Source organism: Massilia sp. PAMC28688 (assembly GCF_019443445.1).
In the GTDB taxonomy this organism is placed as follows: domain Bacteria; phylum Pseudomonadota; class Gammaproteobacteria; order Burkholderiales; family Burkholderiaceae_D; genus Telluria_A.
This window is the reverse complement of sequence record NZ_CP080378.1, coordinates 2,806,243-2,828,583: the sequence shown is the minus strand read 5'-3', so window position 1 is coordinate 2,828,583 and position 22,341 is coordinate 2,806,243. Positions and strand designations below refer to the sequence as shown.

23 protein-coding genes and 1 tRNA gene are annotated in these 22,341 nt (G+C 62.4%); 13 read left to right on the top strand and 11 right to left on the bottom strand.

Annotated elements, in window-relative coordinates:
• Positions 1–36 precede the first annotated feature (36 nt).
• Both KY495_RS12720 and KY495_RS12715 read left to right on the top strand, forming a co-directional pair.
• Positions 37–113 (top strand) — tRNA-Met (locus tag KY495_RS12720).
• A 159-nt stretch (positions 114–272) separates the two neighbouring features.
• Positions 273–857: a hypothetical protein gene (locus KY495_RS12715; RefSeq protein ID WP_219879801.1), complete on the top strand. Its 585-nt coding sequence runs from the start codon at positions 273–275 to the stop codon at positions 855–857.
• Positions 858–876: 19 nt separating this feature from the next.
• On the opposite strand, the gene KY495_RS12710 is transcribed toward KY495_RS12715, so the two are convergent.
• A complete protein-coding gene (locus tag KY495_RS12710) occupies positions 877–2,034 on the bottom strand; it encodes an acyl-CoA desaturase (RefSeq protein ID WP_219879800.1) in 1,158 nt (385 codons plus the stop codon).
• A 17-nt stretch (positions 2,035–2,051) separates the two neighbouring features.
• A complete protein-coding gene (locus KY495_RS12705) occupies positions 2,052–3,143 on the bottom strand; it encodes a ferredoxin reductase (RefSeq protein WP_219879799.1) in 1,092 nt (363 codons plus the stop codon).
• 137 nt (positions 3,144–3,280) lie between these two features.
• Here KY495_RS12705 and fabR point away from each other — a divergent pair, with 137 nt between their 5' ends.
• Complete coding sequence (gene fabR, locus KY495_RS12700) at positions 3,281–3,958, top strand: HTH-type transcriptional repressor FabR (protein ID WP_219879798.1); 678 nt, start codon at positions 3,281–3,283, stop codon at positions 3,956–3,958.
• A gap of 195 nt (positions 3,959–4,153) precedes the next feature.
• Positions 4,154–4,507 carry a hypothetical protein gene (locus KY495_RS12695; RefSeq protein WP_229518286.1) on the top strand — a complete coding sequence of 118 codons (354 nt, stop codon included), beginning with the start codon at positions 4,154–4,156 and terminating at the stop codon, positions 4,505–4,507.
• Positions 4,508–4,546: 39 nt separating this feature from the next.
• On the opposite strand, the gene KY495_RS12690 is transcribed toward KY495_RS12695, so the two are convergent.
• Genes KY495_RS12690 through KY495_RS12675 form a run of 4 tightly spaced genes read right to left on the bottom strand, consistent with a single transcriptional unit; the run spans position 4,547 to position 8,427 of the window.
• Complete coding sequence (locus KY495_RS12690) at positions 4,547–4,882, bottom strand: putative signal transducing protein (protein WP_219879796.1); 336 nt, start codon at positions 4,880–4,882, stop codon at positions 4,547–4,549.
• 50 nt (positions 4,883–4,932) lie between these two features.
• On the bottom strand, positions 4,933–6,084 hold the full coding sequence (locus KY495_RS12685) for a CaiB/BaiF CoA-transferase family protein (RefSeq protein ID WP_219879795.1): 1,152 nt from the start codon (positions 6,082–6,084) through the stop codon (positions 4,933–4,935).
• Positions 6,085–6,094: 10 nt separating this feature from the next.
• On the bottom strand, positions 6,095–7,246 hold the full coding sequence (locus tag KY495_RS12680; RefSeq protein WP_374040951.1) for an acyl-CoA dehydrogenase family protein: 1,152 nt from the start codon (positions 7,244–7,246) through the stop codon (positions 6,095–6,097).
• The gene (locus KY495_RS12675) at positions 7,243–8,427 is read right to left on the bottom strand and encodes a lipid-transfer protein (protein WP_219879794.1); all 1,185 of its coding nucleotides are present in this window, start codon (positions 8,425–8,427) and stop codon (positions 7,243–7,245) included. The genes KY495_RS12680 and KY495_RS12675 overlap by 4 nt, the downstream gene beginning before the upstream one ends.
• A gap of 96 nt (positions 8,428–8,523) precedes the next feature.
• Here KY495_RS12675 and KY495_RS12670 point away from each other — a divergent pair, with 96 nt between their 5' ends.
• The 3 genes from KY495_RS12670 to KY495_RS12660 all read left to right on the top strand — a co-directional run bounded on the left by KY495_RS12670 (position 8,524) and on the right by KY495_RS12660 (position 10,680).
• Positions 8,524–9,159 carry a TetR/AcrR family transcriptional regulator gene (locus KY495_RS12670; RefSeq protein ID WP_219879793.1) on the top strand — a complete coding sequence of 212 codons (636 nt, stop codon included), beginning with the start codon at positions 8,524–8,526 and terminating at the stop codon, positions 9,157–9,159.
• Between the two features lie 143 nt (positions 9,160–9,302).
• Positions 9,303–9,701, top strand: coding sequence for a PA2779 family protein (locus tag KY495_RS12665; RefSeq protein ID WP_219879792.1), 399 nt, complete (start codon positions 9,303–9,305; stop codon positions 9,699–9,701).
• A 10-nt stretch (positions 9,702–9,711) separates the two neighbouring features.
• Positions 9,712–10,680, top strand: a complete 969-nt coding sequence (locus tag KY495_RS12660; protein WP_219879791.1) for a PA2778 family cysteine peptidase — start codon at positions 9,712–9,714, stop codon at positions 10,678–10,680.
• 16 nt (positions 10,681–10,696) lie between these two features.
• On the opposite strand, the gene KY495_RS12655 is transcribed toward KY495_RS12660, so the two are convergent.
• From KY495_RS12655 to KY495_RS12640, 4 genes are all read right to left on the bottom strand, one after another.
• Positions 10,697–11,338: a hypothetical protein gene (locus KY495_RS12655; protein WP_219879790.1), complete on the bottom strand. Its 642-nt coding sequence runs from the start codon at positions 11,336–11,338 to the stop codon at positions 10,697–10,699.
• Positions 11,339–11,444: 106 nt separating this feature from the next.
• Positions 11,445–13,406 carry an AAA family ATPase gene (locus KY495_RS12650; RefSeq protein WP_219879789.1) on the bottom strand — a complete coding sequence of 654 codons (1,962 nt, stop codon included), beginning with the start codon at positions 13,404–13,406 and terminating at the stop codon, positions 11,445–11,447.
• 505 nt (positions 13,407–13,911) lie between these two features.
• Positions 13,912–14,520 (bottom strand): glutathione transferase GstA, encoded by a 609-nt coding sequence (gene gstA, locus KY495_RS12645; RefSeq protein ID WP_219879788.1) that lies wholly within the window; start codon positions 14,518–14,520, stop codon positions 13,912–13,914.
• A gap of 103 nt (positions 14,521–14,623) precedes the next feature.
• Positions 14,624–16,222: a sensor histidine kinase gene (locus KY495_RS12640; protein ID WP_219879787.1), complete on the bottom strand. Its 1,599-nt coding sequence runs from the start codon at positions 16,220–16,222 to the stop codon at positions 14,624–14,626.
• Between the two features lie 117 nt (positions 16,223–16,339).
• On the opposite strand from KY495_RS12640, the gene KY495_RS12635 reads away from it, so the two are divergent.
• Positions 16,340–16,669 carry a hypothetical protein gene (locus tag KY495_RS12635; protein WP_219879786.1) on the top strand — a complete coding sequence of 110 codons (330 nt, stop codon included), beginning with the start codon at positions 16,340–16,342 and terminating at the stop codon, positions 16,667–16,669.
• Positions 16,666–17,505 (top strand): HDOD domain-containing protein, encoded by an 840-nt coding sequence (locus tag KY495_RS12630; RefSeq protein ID WP_219879785.1) that lies wholly within the window; start codon positions 16,666–16,668, stop codon positions 17,503–17,505. The genes KY495_RS12635 and KY495_RS12630 overlap by 4 nt, the downstream gene beginning before the upstream one ends.
• Positions 17,506–17,583: 78 nt before the next feature.
• Here KY495_RS12630 and KY495_RS12625 read toward each other — a convergent pair whose 3' ends face one another.
• Complete coding sequence (locus tag KY495_RS12625) at positions 17,584–17,931, bottom strand: hypothetical protein (protein WP_219879784.1); 348 nt, start codon at positions 17,929–17,931, stop codon at positions 17,584–17,586.
• Positions 17,932–18,461: 530 nt separating this feature from the next.
• Between KY495_RS12625 and miaB the strand changes: the two genes are divergently transcribed.
• From miaB to KY495_RS12605, 4 genes are all read left to right on the top strand, one after another.
• Positions 18,462–19,823, top strand: coding sequence for a tRNA (N6-isopentenyl adenosine(37)-C2)-methylthiotransferase MiaB (miaB, locus tag KY495_RS12620; protein WP_219879783.1), 1,362 nt, complete (start codon positions 18,462–18,464; stop codon positions 19,821–19,823).
• Positions 19,820–20,866 (top strand): PhoH family protein, encoded by a 1,047-nt coding sequence (locus KY495_RS12615; protein WP_219879782.1) that lies wholly within the window; start codon positions 19,820–19,822, stop codon positions 20,864–20,866. The genes miaB and KY495_RS12615 overlap by 4 nt, the downstream gene beginning before the upstream one ends.
• On the top strand, positions 20,850–21,320 hold the full coding sequence (gene ybeY / locus KY495_RS12610; RefSeq protein WP_219879781.1) for an rRNA maturation RNase YbeY: 471 nt from the start codon (positions 20,850–20,852) through the stop codon (positions 21,318–21,320). The genes KY495_RS12615 and ybeY overlap by 17 nt, the downstream gene beginning before the upstream one ends.
• Positions 21,321–21,426: 106 nt before the next feature.
• Positions 21,427–22,305: an HlyC/CorC family transporter gene (locus tag KY495_RS12605; RefSeq protein WP_219879780.1), complete on the top strand. Its 879-nt coding sequence runs from the start codon at positions 21,427–21,429 to the stop codon at positions 22,303–22,305.
• The last annotated feature ends 36 nt before the right edge of the window (positions 22,306–22,341 follow it).

Below are 22,341 nucleotides of genomic sequence, written 5' to 3'. Positions count from 1 at the left end.
ACGTGTTTTTGAAGTGCCTATAATCTTGGTCTGTTCGGTGATATAGCTCAGTTGGTTAGAGCACAGCATTCATAATGCTGGGGTCGGTGGTTCAAGTCCACCTATCACCACCAAGAATGCAAAGCCGCTGATTCGCAAGAGTCAGCGGCTTTTTGCTTTGTACTTTCGCGGCGACTGTGCGTGCTCGTGGCGATGCCACTGTGATAATGCGAGATATTCCGGGGCGAGATTGCCTGCTATGCTCCTTCCACCATTCATTTTCCGGAGAAAGCGTGAAGGCCTTGTTTGCATTCGCCATCGTCATTGGCATGTCCCCCGCAGCACACGCTGACACAACCAAGGAGCTGGTCAGGATAGCCTGCGTGCCTGAAGCCGGACTGCTTGACGTGGAAATTCGCGGCCTGCACGATAGCGTCGCCACTGATCCGAAGCATCGGGTCCGGCGCGAGGCAATCCTCGCCAAGGCGGGCTTTCACGATCCGCGTGGCCTGAAGTCGTCCTGCGTCCTGGGAAACGTCACCTACCTGGTCACGACCGAACGGGGAGCGCAGTCCAATGCGATATGCGGGGCATCCCCGCATGTCTACCTCACCGTCACGCGCAATGGCGAAAAGCTGTTTTCTGATGTGATTTTCGGAAGCAGCTGCCAGGAACTGCCTTCGCTCACGCGCTTCACGGTTGGCGATGGCCCCCATTCATGGCGCGGGCGTGAGACCAGGGCCTGCTATTCGCCGGGGACCCAGGAAGCCGGGGAAGTGTGCGAGTGGACCTCTGGCGACGCGGCGCAATTTAGCAGGCGCTTCCCGGTGGAGCAGGAAACCATCAGCCAGATCCTCACGCGCAAACAGCGGCCTTGAACCGTTCGCCTTGGCGTCGCTATGCCGCTGCCCGCGCCCGCCGTGGCGGTGGCGGTCCATCCAGCATCGGGCTGTAGCCGGGAAAGCTCATGCGCAATATGCGCAGCACCGTCGTGCCGAACTGGCGCGTGAGCGAGCCGGTGTTGTACGGCAGCCTGTACCTGGCGCACAGGGCGCGAATCCGCGGCGCCACTTCCGGATAGCGGTTGCTCGGCATATCCGGAAACAGGTGGTGCTCGATCTGGTGCGACAGGTTGCCGCTCATGATGTGAAACAGCTTGCCGCCATTGATATTGCAGGAGCCGAGCAGCTGGCGCACATACCAGTGCGCACGCGTTTCATTTTCCACTTCATCGCGCGTGAACACGTGAACATCCATCGGGAAGTGGCCGCAGAAGATGATCAGGTAGGTCCACAGGTTGCGGATGATGTTGGCCACCACGTTCGCGCCCAGCACGATCAGGAAGAAGGGACCTGCCAGCAGCGGGAACAGGATGTAATCTTTCAGCACCTGGCGCAGGATCTTTTCGCGCGTTTTCAGCCACATCGGCCGGATGCTTTTCCAGGTCGCGCGGCCCGAGGCAATGCGTCCCAGCTCCAGCTCCTGGATGGCAATACCCCACTCGAAGAAGATCGCCAGCAGCAGCGCCCACAACGGATTGCCGAGATTGAACGGCTTCCAGCGCTGGTTGGAAAACAGCCGCAGCAAGCCATAGCCGGCAACGTCCGCATCCTTGCCAAACACGTTGGTCCAGGTGTGGTGCTTGACGTTGTGCGAGTGCTTCCACTGGTCCGAGGGGCATACGTGGTCCCACTCCCAGCTTCCCGACTGCACCGCCGGGTCGTGCAGCCAGTCCCACTGCGCGTGCGAGATGTTGTGGCCAATTTCCATGTTTTCCAGGATCTTGGCGATGCCGAGCATGAGCGTGCCAAGCGCAATGACGGGCCAGAAGAACGCCCAGCCGGCCAAGGCGTGCCCCCACTGTGGCAGAAAGGCCAGGCTGGCGTAGATGATGAGGCGCGAGGCCAGCGACATGCTGCGCTGAACCTTGATCAGGCGGTAGATGTAGCGGGCATCGCGCTCGCCGCGCGAGTCCATCACTTCGTTGCGGATCGCTTCCACATCGCGGCCAAAGGCGTTGATGTCGTCGAGCGTCATATGAGCGGGTATCGGCATATCGTTTCCTGAAATCGTTAGAGCGCAAGGGCGGCGTCGCCCACGGCGGTGCAGACGCAGACCTGCACCGTCTCCCCTGCCTCGCTGATAAGACGGCCGGTGCGCGAATCGCGCACGCAGCCGCTGACAAGTTTGGTATTGCAGCCGTGGCAGATGCCCATGCGGCAGCCGTGCGCGGGATTCAGGCCCGCGTCCTCGGCCACGCGCAGCAGGTTGGTGCAGCCGTCGGATGCGGCCTGCACGTCGCTGACGGCGAAGAACACCTTGCCTTCCTTGATGCCTTCGGCCGGCAGCGCCACTTCGCGCGCGTGGAAGCGCTCCGTATGCAGCTGGCGCGCCAGGCCCGCTTGCTCCCAGTGCTGCTCCACGGCGTCGAGCAGCGCGGCCGGGCCGCAGGCCCACACTTCGCGCTCGCGCCAGTCCGGACATGCCGCTTCGAGCTGGGCGGCGCTGAAATGGACGCTGGCCGCATCCGGATTGGCGCGCGTATAGTACTTGTGCAGCTGGTAGTGGCGCTGCGACGCCTGCAGCTGCGCCAGTTCGGCGCCAAAGATGACATCCAGCGCGTGTGGCGCGTAATGCATGTGCACCAGGTCCGGTATCACTTCGTATTCCGCCACGTAACTGCGCAGCATGCTCATGACGGGGGTAATGCCGCTGCCACCGGTGATGAACAGGGGGTGCACGGGCACGGCCTCCGGGATCACGAATTCGCCCTGGGGCTCGCCCAGCGGCAGGTAGTCGCCCACCTTGACGTGGCGCGCGAGGTGGCCCGATACGCGGCCGCCTTCCACGGTTTTCACGGTGATGCAGATGCAGCCATCCTCGCTTGCCGGGACCGACGAAATGGAATAGGTGCGCGTGTGGCGCTTGCCGTCGATCGGCACGCCGATGCGCACGAATTGCCCGGCGCGGTGATTGCGCCACCCGCGCCCGGGACGCAGCATCAGCGTGCGGGTATCGGACGTCTCGTCCCACAGATTGACCACGCGCGCCATCAGGACGTGGCGCGTCCACAGCGGGTTGACCAGCTCCAGGTAGTGCGAATGACGCAGCGGATAGGCGAACATGTCGGCCAGGCCGGTGATGGCAGTGCGAATCGTGGACATGCGGGGCCTTGCTTAGTTTCAACAGCCGTTATTGTGTACACGTGTACACTCAAAGTCAATGACCGCCCCCGATATTAGAAGCTTCCCTCCGCCTCGCCCCATGTAAAATGCGGTAACACTCGTACACTGATCCCACCATGCCCGACCCGGACCTGACCCATCGCACCGATCTTCCCAGCCGCAGCGAGCGCAAGGCCGTGACCCATCGGGCACTGCTGCAGGCGGCTCTCAAGCTGGTGGGCGAAGGGCGCAGTTTCACCAGCATTTCGCTGCGCGAGATCGCGCGCGAAGCCGGCATGGTGCCCAATGCCTTTTATCGGCACTTCGACAATGCCGATCAGCTGGGGCTGGAACTGGTGGAAGAAATGGGCGTGACGCTGCGGCGGCTGCTGCGCGAAGCGCGCCAGGTGGAGCTGGCACGGGGCGACATCCTGCGCCGCTCGGTACAGGTCTACCAGAATTACGTCAAGGCCAATCGGCTGCTGTTTCTGTTCGTGGCCAGCGAACGCTCTGGCGGCAGCCGGGTGCTGCGCCTGGCCATTCGCAACGATGTCACGCACTTTACCAATGAGATGGCGCAGGATTTCCGGGCACTGGGTCTGTATCAGGAATTGCCCACGCCGCGCCTGCAAATGGTGTGCGGCCTGATCGTGATGACCATGCTGGCCGCAGCCACCGATATCCTGGACCTGCCGCCCGACCAGCCCGTGCTGGAGCGGGAAATGACGCAAAACTTCGTGCGCCAGCTGCAGATCATTCTACTTGGCGCCGGCCAGTGGAAAGAGCGACGCGAGCGGGACTATACAGAGCGTTAATCAGTGCAAATCCTTGTTTAATAAGGGAAAAAGTTCCCGCTGGAAGCTTGTAAGCCAATGTAACATTGTGTATTGACGCCGCAAAAGTTGGCAGATACTGCGACCTCGCTTCATTGCGCCGCGCCCAAACTCTGCACGGCCAATGATTCTGTCAACTTGAAAGAAGGGATCTACATGACTCAAGCAAAATTCGTAATGGCTTCCGTAGCAACGGCTGTTGCCTTCTGCGCTGCCCCATTCGCTTCAGCGCAGCAGCAGTCCGGCATGATCACCGTGGACCTGAGCGGCGTGTCCGCCAGCGTCGCCAAAAACCTCAGCGTCGATGCGGCAAAAGTGCCGGCAGCGATCCAGGTGCCCGTTGGCATTGCAGCCAAGGCCTGCGGCGTGGCTGCCAATGTCCTGACGCAGCAAGGCGGCACCGGCGCCACCGCAAGCTGCCAGGCCAAAAATTCCGACACCGCCCTTGAGCAGCTGGTGCAAAAAGAGATGAGCATGGCGGCGCCTGCGGCACCGGCGCCGGACGCCCCTGCCCCGGCCGTGACCAGGTAAGGCTGGCCAAACAGACGAAAGGCCCTCGCGGGCCTTTTTTCATTCCTGCGAGGGACCCACGTCCTGGTCGTCGTCGAGCGCGAAGTCGCCCTGCTCGCGCGAGGCGAGCAAGCGCCTGGCTTCCTCGATGTATTCTTCCGGTGCCAGAACCCGCACGCCGCCCATGGCCGGCGCAATCAATTCGTAAGCCTGAGCGTGATTGGCGTCTGCCACGACCGCCGGAATGCCGGAAGCGACCAGGAAGCCGCGCGCCAGATGGGCATCGGTGGGCGCCAGAAACTGGGCCACGATCAGCAGGTCGCGACCCGGGATGGAAAAGTCTTCGGCCGGCAGTTCATCCGGCGCCGCATCGGTATTGATGAACGGGTTGATCATGTGCCCTCCAGCCATGTATGTGCATGATTGGCATACTACTCCACCTGGCGCTAGATGACGCGTTTGGCTGCAAGGCTGTCGATCTCGGCGGCGCTCCATCCCCAGGCGGCCAGCACGGCAGCGCTGTCCTGCCCCGGCACGCGAGGGGGCGTACCCAGTTCCGGCGCCGTGCGGCTAAAGCGCGGCGCGGGGGCCGGCTGCAGCACGCCGTCCACGTCCACAAAGGTGCTGCGCGCCCGGTTGTGCGGGTGCTGCGGCGCTTCGGCCATGTCCAGCACGGGCGCGAAACAGACATCGGTCCCTTCCAGCAGGTCGCACCATTGGTCGCGCGAGCGGCGCGCGAATATGGCCGCCAGCTTTTCCGTCAGAGCCGGCCAGCTGGCCGGATCCATCTGGGCCTGGAATGCAGGGTCGTCAATGCCGGCAAGCTGGAGCAGGAGCGCGTAGAACTGGGGTTCAATGGCGCCAATGGAGATGAACCTGCCATCGGCGCAGGCATAGGTGTCGTAAAAATGGGCGCCGCCATCGAGCAGGTTGGCGCCGCGCGCCTCGTTCCAGCTGCCGTGGGCGCGAAAGCCATACATCATGGCGCCCAGCAGCGCCGCGCCGTCGGTCATGGCCGCATCGACCACCTGGCCATGGCCGGACTTGCGCGCCTCCAGCACGGCGCACACGACGCCAAAGGCCAGCATCATGGCGCCGCCGCCGAAGTCGCCCACGAGATTGAGCGGCGGCGCGGGCGGCTGGCCGGCGCGGCCCATCGCGTGCAGCATGCCGGTGAGGGCAATGTAGTTGATGTCATGGCCTGCCGCCTGGGCCAGCGGCCCTTCCTGGCCCCAGCCCGTGATGCGGCCGTAGACCAGGGCCGCGTTGCGCGCCCGGCAGGCGTCCGGCCCCAGTCCCAGGCGCTCCATTACGCCGGGGCGAAAGCCTTCGATGATGATGTCGGCCTGTTCCACCATGCGCAGCACCACGTCGCGCGCGTCCGGGTGCTTCAGGTCCAGCGCCAGCGAGCGTCGCCCGCGCGCCATGACGTCACAGCGCGTGCCCAGGATGGGAAACGGCGTGGCGGCGCCGGGCGCCGTCTTGCGGTCGACCCGAATGACCTCGGCGCCCATGTCGGCAAGCATCATGGCCGCGAACGGGCATGGTCCCAGCCCGACCATTTCAATCACGCGAATTCCTGCAAGCGGTCCAGGCACGGCGCTTCCTTTATAGTGAGCGGGCGACGATTTCTTTCATGATTTCATTGGCGCCGCCGTAAATGCGCTGCACCCGGGCGTCCACGTACATCTGGGCTATCGGATACTCGAGCATGTAGCCATAGCCGCCGAACAGCTGCACGCACTGGTCAATGGTCTTGCACTGCAGGTCCGAGATCCAGTACTTGGCCATCGAGGCACGCACGGTGTCCATGGTGCCGGCGATGGTGTCTTCGACGCAGCGGTCGATGAAAATGCGCGCCACCGTGGCTTCGGTCTTGACCTCGGCCAGCACAAAGCGGGTATTTTGCATGTCGATCAGCGCCTGGCCGAACGCCTTGCGTTCGCGCGTGTATTCCACCGTCAGCGCCAGCGCGCGTTCAATGGCGGCCACGCCTGCCACACCCAGGATGGTGCGCTCGTAGGGCAGCTCGGTCATGAGCTGGGCAAAGCCCTTGCCCTCGATGCCGCCCAGCACATTCTCCAGCGGGACGTGGGCGTCATCGAAAAACAGTTCGCACGTGTCCTGCCCCTTCTGCCCCACTTTCTCCAAAATGCGGCCGACGCGAAAACCCGGGTTCTCCTTCGTTTCAAGCAGCAGGATGGACACGCCCTTGGCGCCCGCGTCCGGATCGGTCTTGACCACCACCGCGATCAGGTCGGCCATGTAGCCGTTCGAGATAAAGGTCTTGGAACCATTCACACGGTAGCCTTCAGGCCCTGCCACCGCCGTGGTGCGAATGCCCTTGAGGTCCGACCCGGCACCGGGCTCGGACATGGCAATGGCTGCAATCATCTCGCCGCTGGAGAGCCGCGGCAGGTACTTCTGCTTTTGCGCCTCCGTGCCCTGGTTGAGGATGTAGTGCGCCACGATGGCATGCACGTGGATGCCGAAGGCCATGTCGCCCACATAGCCAAGCTCCTCGAACACGATCGCCTGGTGGGCAAAGGTGCCGCCCGAGCCACCGTATTGGTCGGGGATGTCCGCGCACAGGATCCCCATCTCGCCGCCCTTGTGCCACAGCTCGCGGTCAACGTGCTGCTGCTGGCGCCAGCGCTCCTGGTGCGGCGCGACTTCGCTCGCCACAAAACGGCGCACGGCATCGCGAAAGCCGTCCAGTTCCGGCGTCATCCACGCCGATTTGCCGATCACGTTCATCATGCCCTCCGGTACATGGTCACCACGCAGGCGCCGCCCAGGCCAAGGTTGTGCTGCAGCGCCACGCGGGCACCGGCCACCTGGCGCGCGTCGGCGCTGCCACGCAGCTGGTGGGTCAGTTCGTAGCATTGGGCCAGGCCGGTGGCGCCCAGCGGGTGGCCCTTGGACAGCAGGCCGCCCGATGGATTGGTCACCACCGCGCCGCCGTAGGTGTTGCCGCCTTCGCTGATGAATTTGTCGGCGCCGCCTTCCGGGCACAGGCCCAGCGCTTCATAGGTGATCAGCTCATTGTGGGCGAAGCAGTCGTGCAGCTCCACCACGTCCAGCTCTTCCGGGCCGATCCCGGACTGCGCGTACACCTTGTGCGCGGCCGCCCGGCTCATGTCGTAGCCGACCAGGCGCATCATGTCGCCCGAGTCGAAGGTGGCCGGGCTGTCGGTCGTCATGGCTTGCGCGGCGATGTAGACGTCGGTGCGCAGCTGGTGCTTTTTTGCGAAGTCTTCCGATACCAGCACCGCGGCGGCCGCGCCGCAGGTGGGCGGGCAGGCCATGAGGCGCGTCATCACGCCGGGCCAGATCATGGGCGCGTCCAGCACGTCCTGGGTCGTGACTTCCTTGCGAAACAGCGCCAGCGGGTTGTTCACGGCGTGGCGACTGGCCTTGGCGCGGATCTTCGCAAACGCCTCGAACGGGGTGCCGTATTTTTCCATGTGCGCCAGGCCGGCGCCGCCAAAGTAGCGCAGCGCCAGCGGAATCTCGGGCATGCCGACCAGGCGGTCGGTCACGGCGTCGAAGGGATCGAAGGGGCTGGGCCGGTCGCTGAACACCGAGCCCAGTGCGCCAGGACTCATCTGCTCGAATCCAAGCACCAGCACGCACTCGGCGGCGCCGCTTTCGACGGCCTGGCGCGCCAGGAACAGCGCGGTCGAGCCGGTCGAGCAGTTGTTGTTGACGTTGACGATGGGGATACCCGTCATGCCGACCTGGTACAGCGCCTTCTGGCCGCTGGTGGAGTCGCCATACACATAGCCGGCATAGGCCTGCTCGACCTGGTCGTAGGGAACGCCCGCGTCCGCCAGCGCCTGGCGCGCGGCCTGCGCGCCCATCTGGTCATACGGCGCGCTGGCGCCCGGCTTGGCGAAAGGGATCATGCCCACGCCCGATACAAACACTTTGCGGCTCATTCATCGACTCCTGAATTAAGTAGGTCGCTCGACCTAATGCAGCCAATTATAGGTCAGCCGTACTATTTTTTAAAGCCCCGTGCGATAATTCGGCCCATGCCAGATACACTTGCCAGCTCGCTCAAGCACAAGCCATCGAATACCACGGAAAAGGGACTGGGGCGCGCGCTCGACATCCTGCATGCCGGCCGCACCCTGCTCGCTGCCGACGGCTACGCCGGGCTGTCGATGCGGCGCGTGGCCGCCGAGGTGGGCATGAGCCTGTCGAATGTGCAGCACTATTACCAGAGCAAGGATGCCCTGCTCGAGGCGCTGCTGCTGTATACGATGGAACTGTTTCAGAAAAAGATGGACAGCATTTCGGCCGCCATGACCAGCGCCTCGCCGCTGGAGCGCTTCCTGTCGACCTGCGACATGTTCCTGGAAGAGATTACCGACCCGGTCACGCATGCCATCTTCTTCGAACTGTGGTCGCTCGCCTCGCGCAACGCCTTTGCCTCGCGCCTCATGGACAAGATGCTGGCGCGCGAACACAAGGCCATCTACAAGCTGATCCGCGGCCTCAATCCCGCCATCAGCGACGCCGAGTACCAGCAGCGCGCCATCCTGATGGTGGCGCAGGTGGAAGGCTTGATGCTGTTCCGGTTGAGCAAGTCAAAGCGGCGCGCGGAATTTTTGGCGGTGCAGGCGTCGCTGCGCAAGGTGCTGGTGACGCTGGCAACCCAGCCGTAAGCGGATTTACCCCGTTTATTCGCCGATTTCAGACACTCCGGCCCTTTTTTGCGCCGGAATGGGCGCGCACTGCTGCCTCGCTTGCGCGCCAAATTATTCTCCGGTTAAGATGGAAAAATCACCAATTGCCCAAGGAGCACGACATGTTCGCCACAATGAAAAAAATTCTCGCCCACACCCTGATCACCTCGATCGTTTTCCTCGGCTTTACGCAATCGGTCCAGGCATCGATGATCGGCACCGAACAGGTCGCCAATGCCGCCCTTGCCCAGCAAAACCGCGCCAAGGTCCAGCTGGCCTTTGCCCGTGCCGACGTGCAGGCCGAGCTGCAAAAGCTGGGCATTGACGTGGGCGACGCCAGCGCCCGCGTAGCCGCCATGACCGATGCCGAAGCCGCCTCGGTGGCCAACCAGCTCGACAGTCTGCCAGCCGGCGGCGATGGCGTACTGGGCACCCTGGTGTTCATCTTTGTATTGCTGCTGATCACAGACATCCTGGGCCTGACCAAGGTATTCCCGTTCACGCGCTCGATGCGCCGTTAAACAGCGCTGCATGTTGCGCATCCGTTTTTCCCTGCTGCAGGGACGGCTTGTCATCCTGAGCCTGCTCCTGATGCTGCTCACCGGATGCGCCACGCAGACCCGGGCGCTCATGGCTGCCGTCCCGGCGGACATGCCGCGCCGGGTCGCCTTAACGGGAACGCCATTCATTGCCCAGGAACGCTATCAATGCGGGCCGGCAGCGCTGGCCATGGCGCTGCGCGCGGCAGGCTTTGCCGCCGATGCCGACGCCCTGGTTGCGCAAGTCTATATTCCCGCGCGTCAAGGCAGCCTGCAGGTGGAAATGCTGGCCGCCGGCCGGCGCAACGGCGCCTTCAGCATCACCATTGCGCCGCGCATGGATGCCCTGCTGGCCGAACTGGCAGCAGGCAGGCCGGTGCTGGTCCTGCAAAACCTGAGCCTGCCCATCGCCCCCAGGTGGCACTACGCGGTGGCCATCGGGTATGACCTCGACCGCAACGAAATCCTCCTGCATTCAGGCACCACCGAACGGCTGGCCATGCCGCTGTCGACTTTTGAACATACCTGGAAGCGCAGTGCGTACTGGGGCATGCAGACGCTGCCGCCGGGCAGCTTGCCGGTTTCCGCCAGCGAAGCCGACGTGCTCGAGGCCCTGCTGGCATTTGAGAAAAGCAGCCACCCCGGTGCGGCCCGCCAGACCTATGCTGCTGCAGTCCAGCGCTGGCCACGCAACCTGGCCTTCCACCTGGGGCTGGGCAATACCGCCTACGCGGCCGGCGACCGGGCGGCAGCTGCTATCGCGCTCGAGCGCGCCACCATTGCCCATCCGGACAGTGGCGCCGCCTTCAACAACCTCGCCTATGTGCTCATGGAATTACAGCGCCTGCCCGAGGCGCGCGCAGCGGCGGAAAAAGCCGTGGCTCTCGGCGGCCAGTGGCGCGCAGCGGCGCAAGATACCCTGCAGACGATTGCCCGGGCTGAACAGGCCGGCCAGCGCTAGCGCGCCCTCCTTGACATCAATACTGTGACGGGATCGGCTGGCGCTGCAGCCGGCCCTGATTGGCCTTGCGATAGCGTTCGCTGGCGTCGACCGCGCGTTCGTGCTGCGCCATGGCCGCTTCCAGGCGCGCGAACAACTGATCAAAGCGCTGCTGCTGCGCGGGCGAGTCCATCCGCAGGCGCCCGTTTTCCGCGCGCAAGGCGGCGCCCTGCTCGCCGGCCCAGGCCAGCACCGCGTCGGCCGCATCCGCCACCTCGGCGCGGGCAGTGTGCAATTGCTGGTGCACCTGCGCGCCCTGCGCCAGGTAGCTGTCGATGCCCTGCCAGGCGCCGGGGGCGGACTGTCTGAGCGCGCTGATGGCGCTCGCCTGGCTGCCGGCAATGGCACTGCGGCGCGCGCTCAGGTCGCGCAGGCGCGCCACCAGCGCCTGTCCCTCCTTGATCCGCGCAGGCGAACTGAGCGCCGCTGCGGTAAAGGCCGGGGCCAGTTGCAATTGCTGGATCTGGCGCTCGATGTCGGCCAGCTTGAGCGCGGCTGTATTGTTGATCTCGAGTGCACGCACCGGGGCCGAACTTGCTTGCGCCTGCGCGGCGGGGAGCGCAGGCAGGGCGGCCAGCAGCATCACGGCCGAGGTGTAAGCGGGACGAATCTTGAGCATGGCATCGTTGGGACAAAGACTGTGGGGAGCCACAGCATGGCAGGGAAAAACCGGGCAGGCAAGAAGAAAGGGACCCGCAGGTCCCTTTCTTGTCAGCCGCAGACGCTTAAGCGACCTGGTCGCCGCACAGCTTGAGGTTGGCGTGGCGCGGCACGGCAATGTGCGCCATGAGCAATTCGTAACGCTCTTCCAGCAGCTCGAACACGGCATCCTTGGACAGCACGTACTGGTCCAGCAGCGTATCCTTGAGCGATTCGATCACGGCCTTGTAGTCGCGAATCGCGCCCAGCGTGTAGCTGTACAGTTCGTCGGATTTTTCTTCCACCTGGCGGATCGTATGGTCGCCGCTGCCTTCGTTCTTGAGCTGCGAGTAATCGATCTTGGCGCGCGAGTACATCGACAGGCGGTTGACCATGAGGTTGAGCATCTTGGTCGCCTTTTCAATGTCGTTCTGGCTGCCGACGGAAATCCCGCGCGCGCCGTAAAACAGTTCCTCGGCCGCGACACCGCCGTAGAGCTGAATCACATCCTGCTCCAGTTCTTCCAGCGTGCGCAGCGACACATCGTCGCCCGACTGCAGCACGTAGCCCAGCGCGCCCAGCTTCGATACCGACTCCGTGCTGATCTTGAGCAGGTGCGACTTTTCCTTCACTTCTTCCAGCGTCAGGCCCTGGCGCAGGTAGGGATCGATCTGCATGAAGAAGTGGCCCAGTTCGTGCAGTGCCACGCGCTCGCGCTGCTTGTGCTTTTCAGCCGTGGTGGCGCGGTCGGTCAGGCCCAGCGTGGCGCGCTCGAAGGCGCGGAACATCAGGTCAGTGTTGATGATGGCTTTTTCCTGGATCGAGATCATGCTGGCGCGCTCGACAACGTTTTCCAGCAGCGCAGGGCTCAGGTTGGCAGTCATTTCCGCCACCTGGCCCAGGTCCAGATCATTCCAGTCGACCAGGCCTTCCTTCTTGCGGCCCAGGAAGTTCTTGAGCAGCGCGCCGCGTTCGCCCTTGTTGGGCAGACGGAAATTGATCTTGACGGAAAAGCGGCGCAGCATGGCCTCATCCATTTCGCTCGAGGCATCGTCAAAGTTCGATGCCACCACCCAGATCACATTGGCGCCCTTGTCGCTCTTGACGCCGTCCAGCAGCCCCAGCAGCGTGTTGGCAGTGTCGTCTTCCCATTTCTTTTCGCCACGGCCACGCGGCATGAACAGGGTCTGCGCCTCGTCCAGAAAAATGATGCAGCTGCCGCGCGCGCACGCCTTGCGGTACAGGGCGTTCAAGGCCTTGGAACCGCCGCCCACATAACCCGACTCCAGGGCCGAACCGGAAGCCTGGATGAGCGGCACATTGAGTTTTTTCGCCAGATAACCGACCAGCTTGGTCTTGCCGGTGCCGGCGGGGCCGGTCAGCATGACATTGAACGGCTTGTCGATATTGTGCGACTTGTACTCGTTGCGGTTGCGGATCATGTCTTCCAGGTGCAGCACTTCCTGCTTGATATCGTCCATGCCGATCAGGTCATCCATGCTGCCCTTGAGCTTGTCCGGCATGATGATTGCCGAGCTCATGCCCGTGCCGGGAATACCGTACTTGAGAGCGTAGATGATCAGGCAGACCAGGAAGATTTCAAATGCATAGCGCTTGAAAAAGGTCGTCAGCGCCACGGCGGTGGCATTCTGCCCTTCGTCGAGCAGCACTGCCTTGTGCGAGGCCAGGTAGTCTTCCTTGGCAATCGAGTAAGGAATGGCATTCTTGAGCAGCACTTCGCGCTCCAGCGACAGGTGGGAGGTGCTTGGCACCTTCACCACGTGCAGCTGGGGCGCGTTCTTGAATTTGAAGACGTAGCGGGGCGACTCCGACAGCGGCTTGGCCACCAGCAGGTATTCCAGGCGCGCCTTGTCGGCCGCCAGCGCGGTAATGCGCGAAATATCCTGGGAGTGGACGATGGGCGCGGGATCTTGCGGCACATCGGACTTGTAGATTGCCAGGCCAACGACCGTTGCCACCAACAGTCCGGCGGCAATACGCACGTACACATTCTTGAAGGCTATCTGGAGTTCGGCAAGGTTCGGCATGTCGGTACTTTACAAAAAAGGTTGCGGGCGAATGTCAGACTGCGTATGGCTGGCGGGCGGATGCAGGGCCCGTCAGTGCAAGCGGCAATCGTGAACATGATGTTTCCGCAAACCATGTCAATCGATGCAGCTCTACGGTGTTGCTCACGGGCGCAGCACAGGGCGCCAGTGTGGATCTTTTACCATCAAACTAATGCTACGAAGCAACAGCTACATGGGAACTATACCGCCAAAGAAAAGCGAGGTACAGCAAGGAATGGTGAAAAAATTTTGCGGCGCAACAGCTCTGGACAAGGCGACAATCCCATCGTTATCAAGGTGCCAAAAAAGGCCTGAGCAACATGACAATTGCTGCATTGCACCTTGCCTCAGGCACGCTCGATGGTACGTGGCCTTCGTTAGACGATCCTTAAAGTAAGCAAGGTGATAACAGTGCGCAACTGGCGACGGGCAAAAAAATCCCGCACAGGGCGGGATGTCTTGTCGCGGAAATCGCAGCTTCAGCTCAAGTCAACAAGCCCTCGTGCCTGAGCGCTTTTTGCACGGCAGGACGGGCGCCGACGCGCTCCTGGAATGCCTGCACATTGGGATACGCCGACAGGTCGACCTTGACCATGCCGGCCCAGTTGGTGACCACGAACAGGTAGGCATCGGCCACCGAGAATGCAGAACCGAACACATAGTCGCGCTGCCCCAGTTCCTGGTCCAGGTACTCATAGCGCTTGGCCAGGTTGCCCTTGGCCATGTGCTTGACGTCATCGGTCGCAGCGGGATTGAACAGGGGGCTGTAATTCTTGTGAATTTCCGTAGAAATGAAATTGAGCCAGGAAATGACCTGGTAGCGCTCGATGCTGCCGGCCGGCGGCACCAGGTCTTTTTCCGGCGCCTGGTCGGCCAGGTATTGCACGATGGCAGGGCCTTCGGTCAGGACCACGCCGCCCTCCGTTTCCAGCGCCGGCACATAGCCTTTGGGATTGATGGTGCGAAAATCCTTGCCGCTGGCCGTGGTCTTGGCCCGCAGATCGACCTTCTCGGTCTCGTGGGCAAGGCCTGCTTCGTGCAGGATGATGTGGGGGGACAGGGAGCAGGCGCCAGGGCTGAAGTACAGTTTCATGTTGATCCTTTACGTGTGAGTCCAGGGGTCTTGAGGCATGCCGAGAATACAACAGTTCACGCCTTCTTGCTTGGCAGGCCTCAAGCGGACCCGTCGAACGTGCTCAGGCCGCCGGCGTCACCTTTTCCGGGGGCGCCGGCACGGTCTCGCCCTCATCGTACTGCGCCGTCACGCGCGGGAAGCGCAGTGTGAAGTGGGTCCCCGCGCCCAGGGTACTGTGTACCGTGATGGTCCCGGCAAACTGCTTGGCGATGAGGTTGTAGACGATATTGAGGCCCAGGCCGGTGCCGCCCTGGCCGCGGCGCGTGGTGAAGAAGGGGTCAAAGATGCGGTCCAGCACGTCCGGCGCAATGCCCTTGCCGTCATCCTTGACGTTCAATTCCACGAGATCGCCGTCCAGGCGCGCGCTGATGTCGATTACGCCCGGCATATCGGGGGCAAAGGCATGTTCCACGCAGTTGAGCGTGAGGTTGGTGATCACCTGCGCAAACGCGCCCGGATAGCTGTCGAGCACGATATCGGGCGGGCAATCGAGCTTGAGGGTGATCGGCATCTTCTTGAGCTTGGGCTGCAAGCTGGACACGATTTCTTCAATATATTCTTTCAGGCCAAAGGGGCGCCGCGCCTCGCTGGTCTGGTCGACGGCAATCTGCTTGAAGCTGTGGATCAGGTGCGCGGCCCTATAGGCATTGTTCATGATCAAGCGCGCGCTTTCATTGGCCGTGTCAAGGTAGCGCAGGATGTCGGATTTCTTCACGCCGCTGCTGGCCACCGCCTGCTGGATTTCATCGGTAGCGCTCTTGAGCACCGAGGCGCTGGTCAGGGCAATGCCGACCGGGGTGTTGATTTCATGCGCCACCCCCGCCACCAGGCTTCCGAGCGAGGCCAGCCTTTCAGCCTGCACCAGTGATTCCTGGGTCTGGCGCAGGTCCGTCAGCGCCTGCGCCGTTTGCTGGGCCGAGCGGCGCGACGCGTCTTCGGCCTCGCGGATGCGGCCAATGGTCGATTTCAGGCGGCGCTGGATCTGGTTGAAGCCCCGGATCACATCGCCCAGCTCGTCGCGCCGGTCTTCGGGCAACTCTTCCACTTCGTCGGTGCCACGCGTGGCCAGGTCGAACAGGCCGTCGCGCAGGCGCCGCAGGGGCTCGAACACCACCCGCAGCGACAGCGACAGCGCCAGCACCAGGATCGCGTCCAGCAGCAAGACTTCAACCACCTTGCGCGTGAGCTCGGAGGCCAGCGCCGCGTCGATCTGCTCGCGGCTGAAATTGATCACCACCCGGCCCACGGAAACCGGCTTGATCGAGGCGCTGGCCGAGCCACCGTCCTGGAACACAAGCAAGGCTTCGACCGCGGTGCCGGGCGGCGTGGCCATGTCGGCGGTGATGTCGGTAAGGTTGCCATTGGCGGTACGCAGCTTGCCCGAAAACAGGCCGACCGAGGTGTCGTAGACGCGGATGGCGACCACTTCGGGCGGCAGCATTTCTGCTTCGACAATGCTGTCGACCTTGGATTTGTCCAGGTCCCACAGGGCCGAAGGCAAGCTGATCTGGAGGCGAGTCAGCACGCCCTGGCGCAGGCGCTGGTTGCTGGCCTCGAGCTCCTTGCCCAGCGAATACTGGGTATATGTTCCGGAAATGGCGAGGACCAGCGTGACAATCACGACGAACAGCAGCTTGAGCCTGCTCTGAATACTGAACATCGATCCTCCCATCTTGGTAAGTGCCAATGTACGCCGAAGCACTTGTGAATGGCAAGAAATCTGCACTGACGCCGCTGCGGGCCGGTGGTAATATTGCCTGACACACAGGAGGCCGCCATGAATGCAGCTCACCAGCACTTGCCGCTGACCGATATCCGTGCCGGCATGGTGCTGTCGGACGAATTGCTTGACCGGCAAGGCAATGTCTTGCTGCCCAAGGGCGCGGTGCTCACCGAGCAAATCATCGGCCTGCTTCCGGGACACGGCATCGGCATGCTGCCCATCGTCTGCGAACAGGCAAGCGCGGCGCCCGATCCGGCCAGTGTGGAACGCCGGCTGGCCGTCCTGTTTCGCAAGAACGATCCCGATAACAACGACGACTGGGCAAGCTGCATCCTGCGCCGCTATATCACCGACTATCGCCTGGAACGGGAGATCGCGCCATGACGATGGCGCTCGCAGACCTGGTCCGCCACCTCAACGACTTGCCTTCCCTGCCGGCCGTGGTCATGGAACTGCTGTCGAGCATTGATCAGGAAGATGCCGACATTGCCGTGCTGGCCAAAAAACTGTCGCACGACCAGGCCCTGACGGCCAAGACCCTGCGCCTGGCCAATGCCACTCTCAACGGCTTGCAGGTCAAGGTGACGACGGTCCAGCAAGCCCTGACCTTCCTGGGGTTTCAGACCACGCGCAATTTGATCACGGCCGCCGCCGTCACCGGCTGCTTCCCCCAGGGACGCTGCCCGGGCTTTGATGACAAGGCGTTCTGGCGCCATTCCATTGCCACTGCCGTGTGCTGTCAGGTGATTGCGCGCCGCGTGCGCTACAGCCAGGACATTGCCTTCACAGCCGGCCTGCTGCACGATATCGGGCGCCTGGTGCTGGTCACCGCCGATCCGGACACTTACGCCGCCGTGATGGCGTACAAGCGCAGCCATGATAGCGCTGTGCTGGAAGCGGAGCGGGCGGTGATGGGGGTGGACCATGTGGATGCGGGCGTGGCCCTGGGGCAACGCTGGCATTTCTCGGACACGATGACGACGGCGATCGCGTACCACCACGACCCGGACGCGCCGGGTGCGGGGATGCTTGCCACGATTGTCCATGTGGCAAATGCCATCGTTCACGCGCTCGATGTGGCGCGCGAAGAGGACGAGCTGGTGCCCGCAGTGTCGTCGGCCGCGTGGACCGCACTGGGACTGAATGAAGAAGCCTGCCTGCACGTGTTCCGCGAAACCGAACTGCAGTTCGAGGAGATCACGCTGATACTCATGGGCTGACAGCCCGCCTGCACCACACTTACCAGGCGGACTCAGTCGCCCCGCGGCATGAACAGCAGTGCTGTCATGCCGTCGGTCTTAATGGGCATAGTTGCCGGGCGTGGCCGATGGATCGGCAGGCGCTGCTGCCTTCTCTTCCGTTGGCTTTGGGCGGCCCTGGGCGTCGGACAGGCGATACTTGGTGCGGCGGTCGCCCATCAGGTCGCGCAAGTCGCGAATGCTCATGCCGGTCACTTCGTGCATGCGGATCAGCAGCGAAGCGCCCACTGGCAGACGGTGGTGACGAATCTTGCTGATCACCGGTGGTGCCACTTCGAGCATGCGCGACAGCGCCGCGTCGTTCTTCAATTGCATCTTACCCAGCAAAATGTCGAGCAAGTGGTTGGGGTTGTAGCTTTCCTGCGATGCCAAAGCATGGTGTGCCATGATAGTACCTCGTGTGTGTTGGTTGAAATAATGCCGTCTACGAACTTTGTAAAAGACCATGTTGCGTCTAAAGAAGTTCCCGGAACCGCGCTCCTGTGGCAAGCAAACTTGCCTATTGCCGGGAAACGCTGCCGGATCGTATTGCGCTGTCGCGCCACTCGCTTCCCACGCACTCGGTTTCAAACGATATTAAACTCATATGCTTCCAGTACAACTTACGCGCACATACGTCTCATTGTTTGAAATCAAGCTATCTGCCGGAAAGCTTGTCACATAGTCATTTCAACACATGGTGCCGAATTGTGGCGCACGCAAGAGTTTTCTTTAATAAATCTCGCGTAATCGTATACGGCAATAGCCGCTTTTTGGATTCAGGAAAGCATTGAAATGCCGCTAACGATTCTACACGAAAATTATTGTCATAAAGCCACTCAATCGTGCGCGCCCCCGGGACGTGGTTTTTCGTCCGCCACATGAATTTACGGTAAACTGGCGTCCCGCCCTCACGCTTCATCAAAAGAACCCGCCTCATGCAAAAGAAAGTTTTCATCAAGACCTTCGGGTGCCAAATGAACGAGTACGACTCGGACAAGATGGCCGACGTACTGGGGGCTTCCGATGGCCTGGTCCGCACGGATACGGCCGACGATGCGGACGTGATCCTGCTCAACACATGTTCGGTGAGGGAAAAGGCGCAGGAAAAAGTGTTTTCCGACCTGGGCCGGCTGCGCGAACTCAAGCTCAAGCGCCCGGACCTGTTGATCGGCGTTGGCGGCTGCGTCGCTTCGCAAGAAGGCGAAGCCATCGTCAAGCGTGCGCCCTATGTGGACATGGTATTTGGCCCGCAAACGCTGCACCGGCTGCCGCACCTGATTGCCCAGCGCCGCGCCAGTGGCGACGCGCAAGTGGACATCAGTTTCCCCGAGATTGAAAAATTCGATCATTTGCCGCCGGCCAGGGTCGAGGGCGCCTCGGCCTTTGTCTCCATCATGGAAGGCTGCAGCAAGTATTGCAGCTACTGCGTGGTGCCGTATACGCGCGGCGAGGAAGTGTCGCGCCGCTTGGAGGACGTGCTGGCCGAAGTGGCCGGCCTGGCGGCCCAGGGCGTCAAGGAAATTACCTTGCTGGGGCAAAACGTCAATGCCTTCCGCGGCCAGATGGAAGGCGGCGAGATTGCCGACTTTGCCTTGCTGCTGGAATACGTGGCCGATATCCCGGGCGTGGAACGCATCCGCTTTGTCACCAGCCACCCGAAAGAATTTACCCAGCGCCTGATTGATGCCTACGCAAAGATTCCACAGCTGGTCAATCACCTGTACCTGCCGGCCCAGCACGGCGCCGACAAGGTACTGGGTGCCATGAAGCGCGGCTACACGGGCCTGGAATACAAGTCCATCATCCGCCGCATCCGCGCGGTGCGCCCGCAGATGTCGATCTCGTCGGACTTCATTGTCGGTTTTCCCGGAGAAACCGAGGCCGACTTCGAAGCGATGATGAAACTCATTGAAGATGTGGGATTCGACACCAGTTACAGTTTTATCTTCAGCAAGCGCCCCGGCACCCCGGCGGCCAGCCTGGAGGACGCTACGCCGCACGAGGTCAAGCTGGCCCGTCTGCAGCGCCTGCAGGCAGCCATCGACGCCAACACGCGCAAGTACAGTGCGGCCATGGTCGGCACCGTGCAGCGCATCCTGGTGGAAGGCCCGTCCGTGAAGAACGCGGCCGAGTTGCAGGGCCGCACCGAAAACAACCGCGTCGTCAACTTTGATGCGGGCAGCAATGCCGCCGCGCTGGTGGGCCAGATGGCCGACGTGCGCATTACCGAGAGTTTTAATTACACGCTGCGCGGCGAACTTGTCCCCAGCCTAGACACGATTGCCAGAGCCAGTTGAAAACAAAAATCCCTACCCAGCCAGAATATTTCATTCCCGAGCCCCTCGACAACACGCGCCTGGCACACCTGTGCGGCCCGCTTGACGAAAACCTGCGCCAGATTTCGGCCGCCCTCGACGTCACCATTTTCCGGCGCGGCGAAAAATTCATCGTCAGCGGCACCAATGCCGCCCGCGCCGTCGAAATTCTGGAACGGTTTTACGCCGTGGCCAACAAGGTGGTGCCGATCGAGGAAGTGCAGCTGGCCCTGGTGGAGCAGCGCACCGGCCTGCACAGCCATGCCCAGCAGGAAAACGAGCCCGAGCAGGTGCTGCCCGACATTGAAATCAACAGTCCGACCCTGAAGACCCGGCGCAGCGACCTGCGCGGGCGCACGCCGCACCAGATCCAGTATCTGCGCGCCATTCTCGAACACGACATTGCCTTTGGCGTGGGCCCGGCCGGTACCGGCAAGACCTACCTGGCCGTAGCCTGCGCGGTCGATGCGCTGGAACGCGACGCCGTCAAGCGCATCATCCTGACCCGCCCGGCCGTGGAAGCGGGCGAGCGCCTGGGCTTTTTGCCCGGGGACCTGGCGCAGAAGGTGGACCCTTACCTGCGCCCCCTGTATGACGCCCTGTACGACCTGCTGGGCTTTGACCGCACCCAGAAACTGTTCGAGAAACAGGTGATCGAGATTGCGCCCCTGGCCTATATGCGCGGGCGCACCCTCAACCACGCCTTCGTGATCCTGGACGAAGCCCAGAACACGACGGTGGAACAGATGAAGATGTTCCTGACCCGCATCGGCTTTGGCAGCAAGGCCGTGGTCACGGGCGACACCACCCAGGTCGACCTGCACAAGACGCAAAAGAGCGGCCTGGTGGACGCCGTGGGCGTGCTCAAGGATGTGCGCGGGATTGCCTTTACCCACTTCACGAGCGTGGACGTGGTGCGCCACCCGCTGGTGGCGCGCATTGTCGACGCTTACGAAAACGCTGCCGCCGTCGAAGATATTGCCCTGCTACCCAAGCCTGCTGTCAAAAATGCCCGCAAAAAATAAGCTGTCCCTGTCCGTCCAGTATCCCGATGCGCGCCTGCAGGACAGCATCACGCGCCAGAAAGTGCGGCGCTGGGTGCAGGCGGCCCTGCTCGGTCCGGCCGAGCTGACCATCCGTTTTGTCGACGCCGCCGAAGGCCAGGTACTCAACCGCGAATACCGGGGCAAGGATTACGCCACCAACGTGCTCACCTTTGCCTACAACGAGGGCGACACGCTGGCCGACGACGAGCCGGTGCAGGCCGACATCATCCTGTGCACCGAGGTGCTCGAACGCGAGGCGCAGGAGCAGGGCAAGACGCTGGAAGAACACGCGGCGCACCTGATCGTGCACGGCGTATTGCACGCGCAAGGCTATGACCATGAGGACGACGACGACGCGCACGAGATGGAACAGCTCGAACGCGATATTCTGGCCGCCATGGGCTATCCGGATCCCTACGCCGCCGAGACTTGACCCCCTGCCAAAAAGTTGCCCAACGGGATGCAAGTCCGCTTAAAAAACGGGCATCCGGCCTTTTGGTGTATGCTACCCCCTATTGCAACAACGGCTCACGCCAACTATGCCAGAGCACTCTTATGACGTCCGCACGGACGCCAAACCCCATCGGTCGCTGTTTGAACGCCTGACCGCACTCATCTCCCCCGAGCCCGAAAACCGCGCCGAGCTGCTCGAGGTCCTGCACGACGCCCACGAACGCAATCTCATTGACGCCGATGCGCTGTCCATGATTGAAGGCGTGTTCCAGGTGTCCGACCTCTCGGCCCGCGACATCATGGTGCCGCGCTCGCAGATGGACGTGATCGACATTTCCCGTCCCATCGAAGACTGGCTGCCGCACGTGCTGGAAACCCAGCACTCGCGCTTCCCGGCCATCGAAGGGGAACGTGACCGCGTGGTCGGTATCCTGCTGGCCAAGGACTTGCTGCGCTACTACGCCGAAGAAGCTTTCGACGTGCGCGACATGCTGCGCCCGGCCATCTTCATTCCCGAGTCCAAGCGCCTCAATGTGCTGCTGCGCGACTTCCGCGCCAATCACAACCACATGGCCATCGTGGTCGATGAATACAGCGGCGTGGCAGGTCTCATCACGATTGAAGACGTGCTCGAACAGATCGTGGGCGACATCGAAGACGAATACGACTTCGACGAAGAGGAAGACAACATCCTCTCCATCAAGGAAGGCCAGCTCGGCCCGCGCTGGCGCATCAAGGCCCTCACCGAGATCGAACAGTTCAACGAAGAACTGGGCACCAGCCTGCCCGAAGACGACGTCGACACCATCGGCGGCCTGGTTGCCAATCACCTTGGACGCATGCCGCACAAGGGCGACGTGTTCGACATGGACAACCTGCGCTTCGAAGTGCTGCGCGCCGATGCGCGCCAGGTCCACGTGCTGCTGGTGGAAAAACTCCCCCTTCCCGAAGACGAACGCGATTAATGCTGCGGCGCCGCCCTGCTCCCACCACTGGCGCGG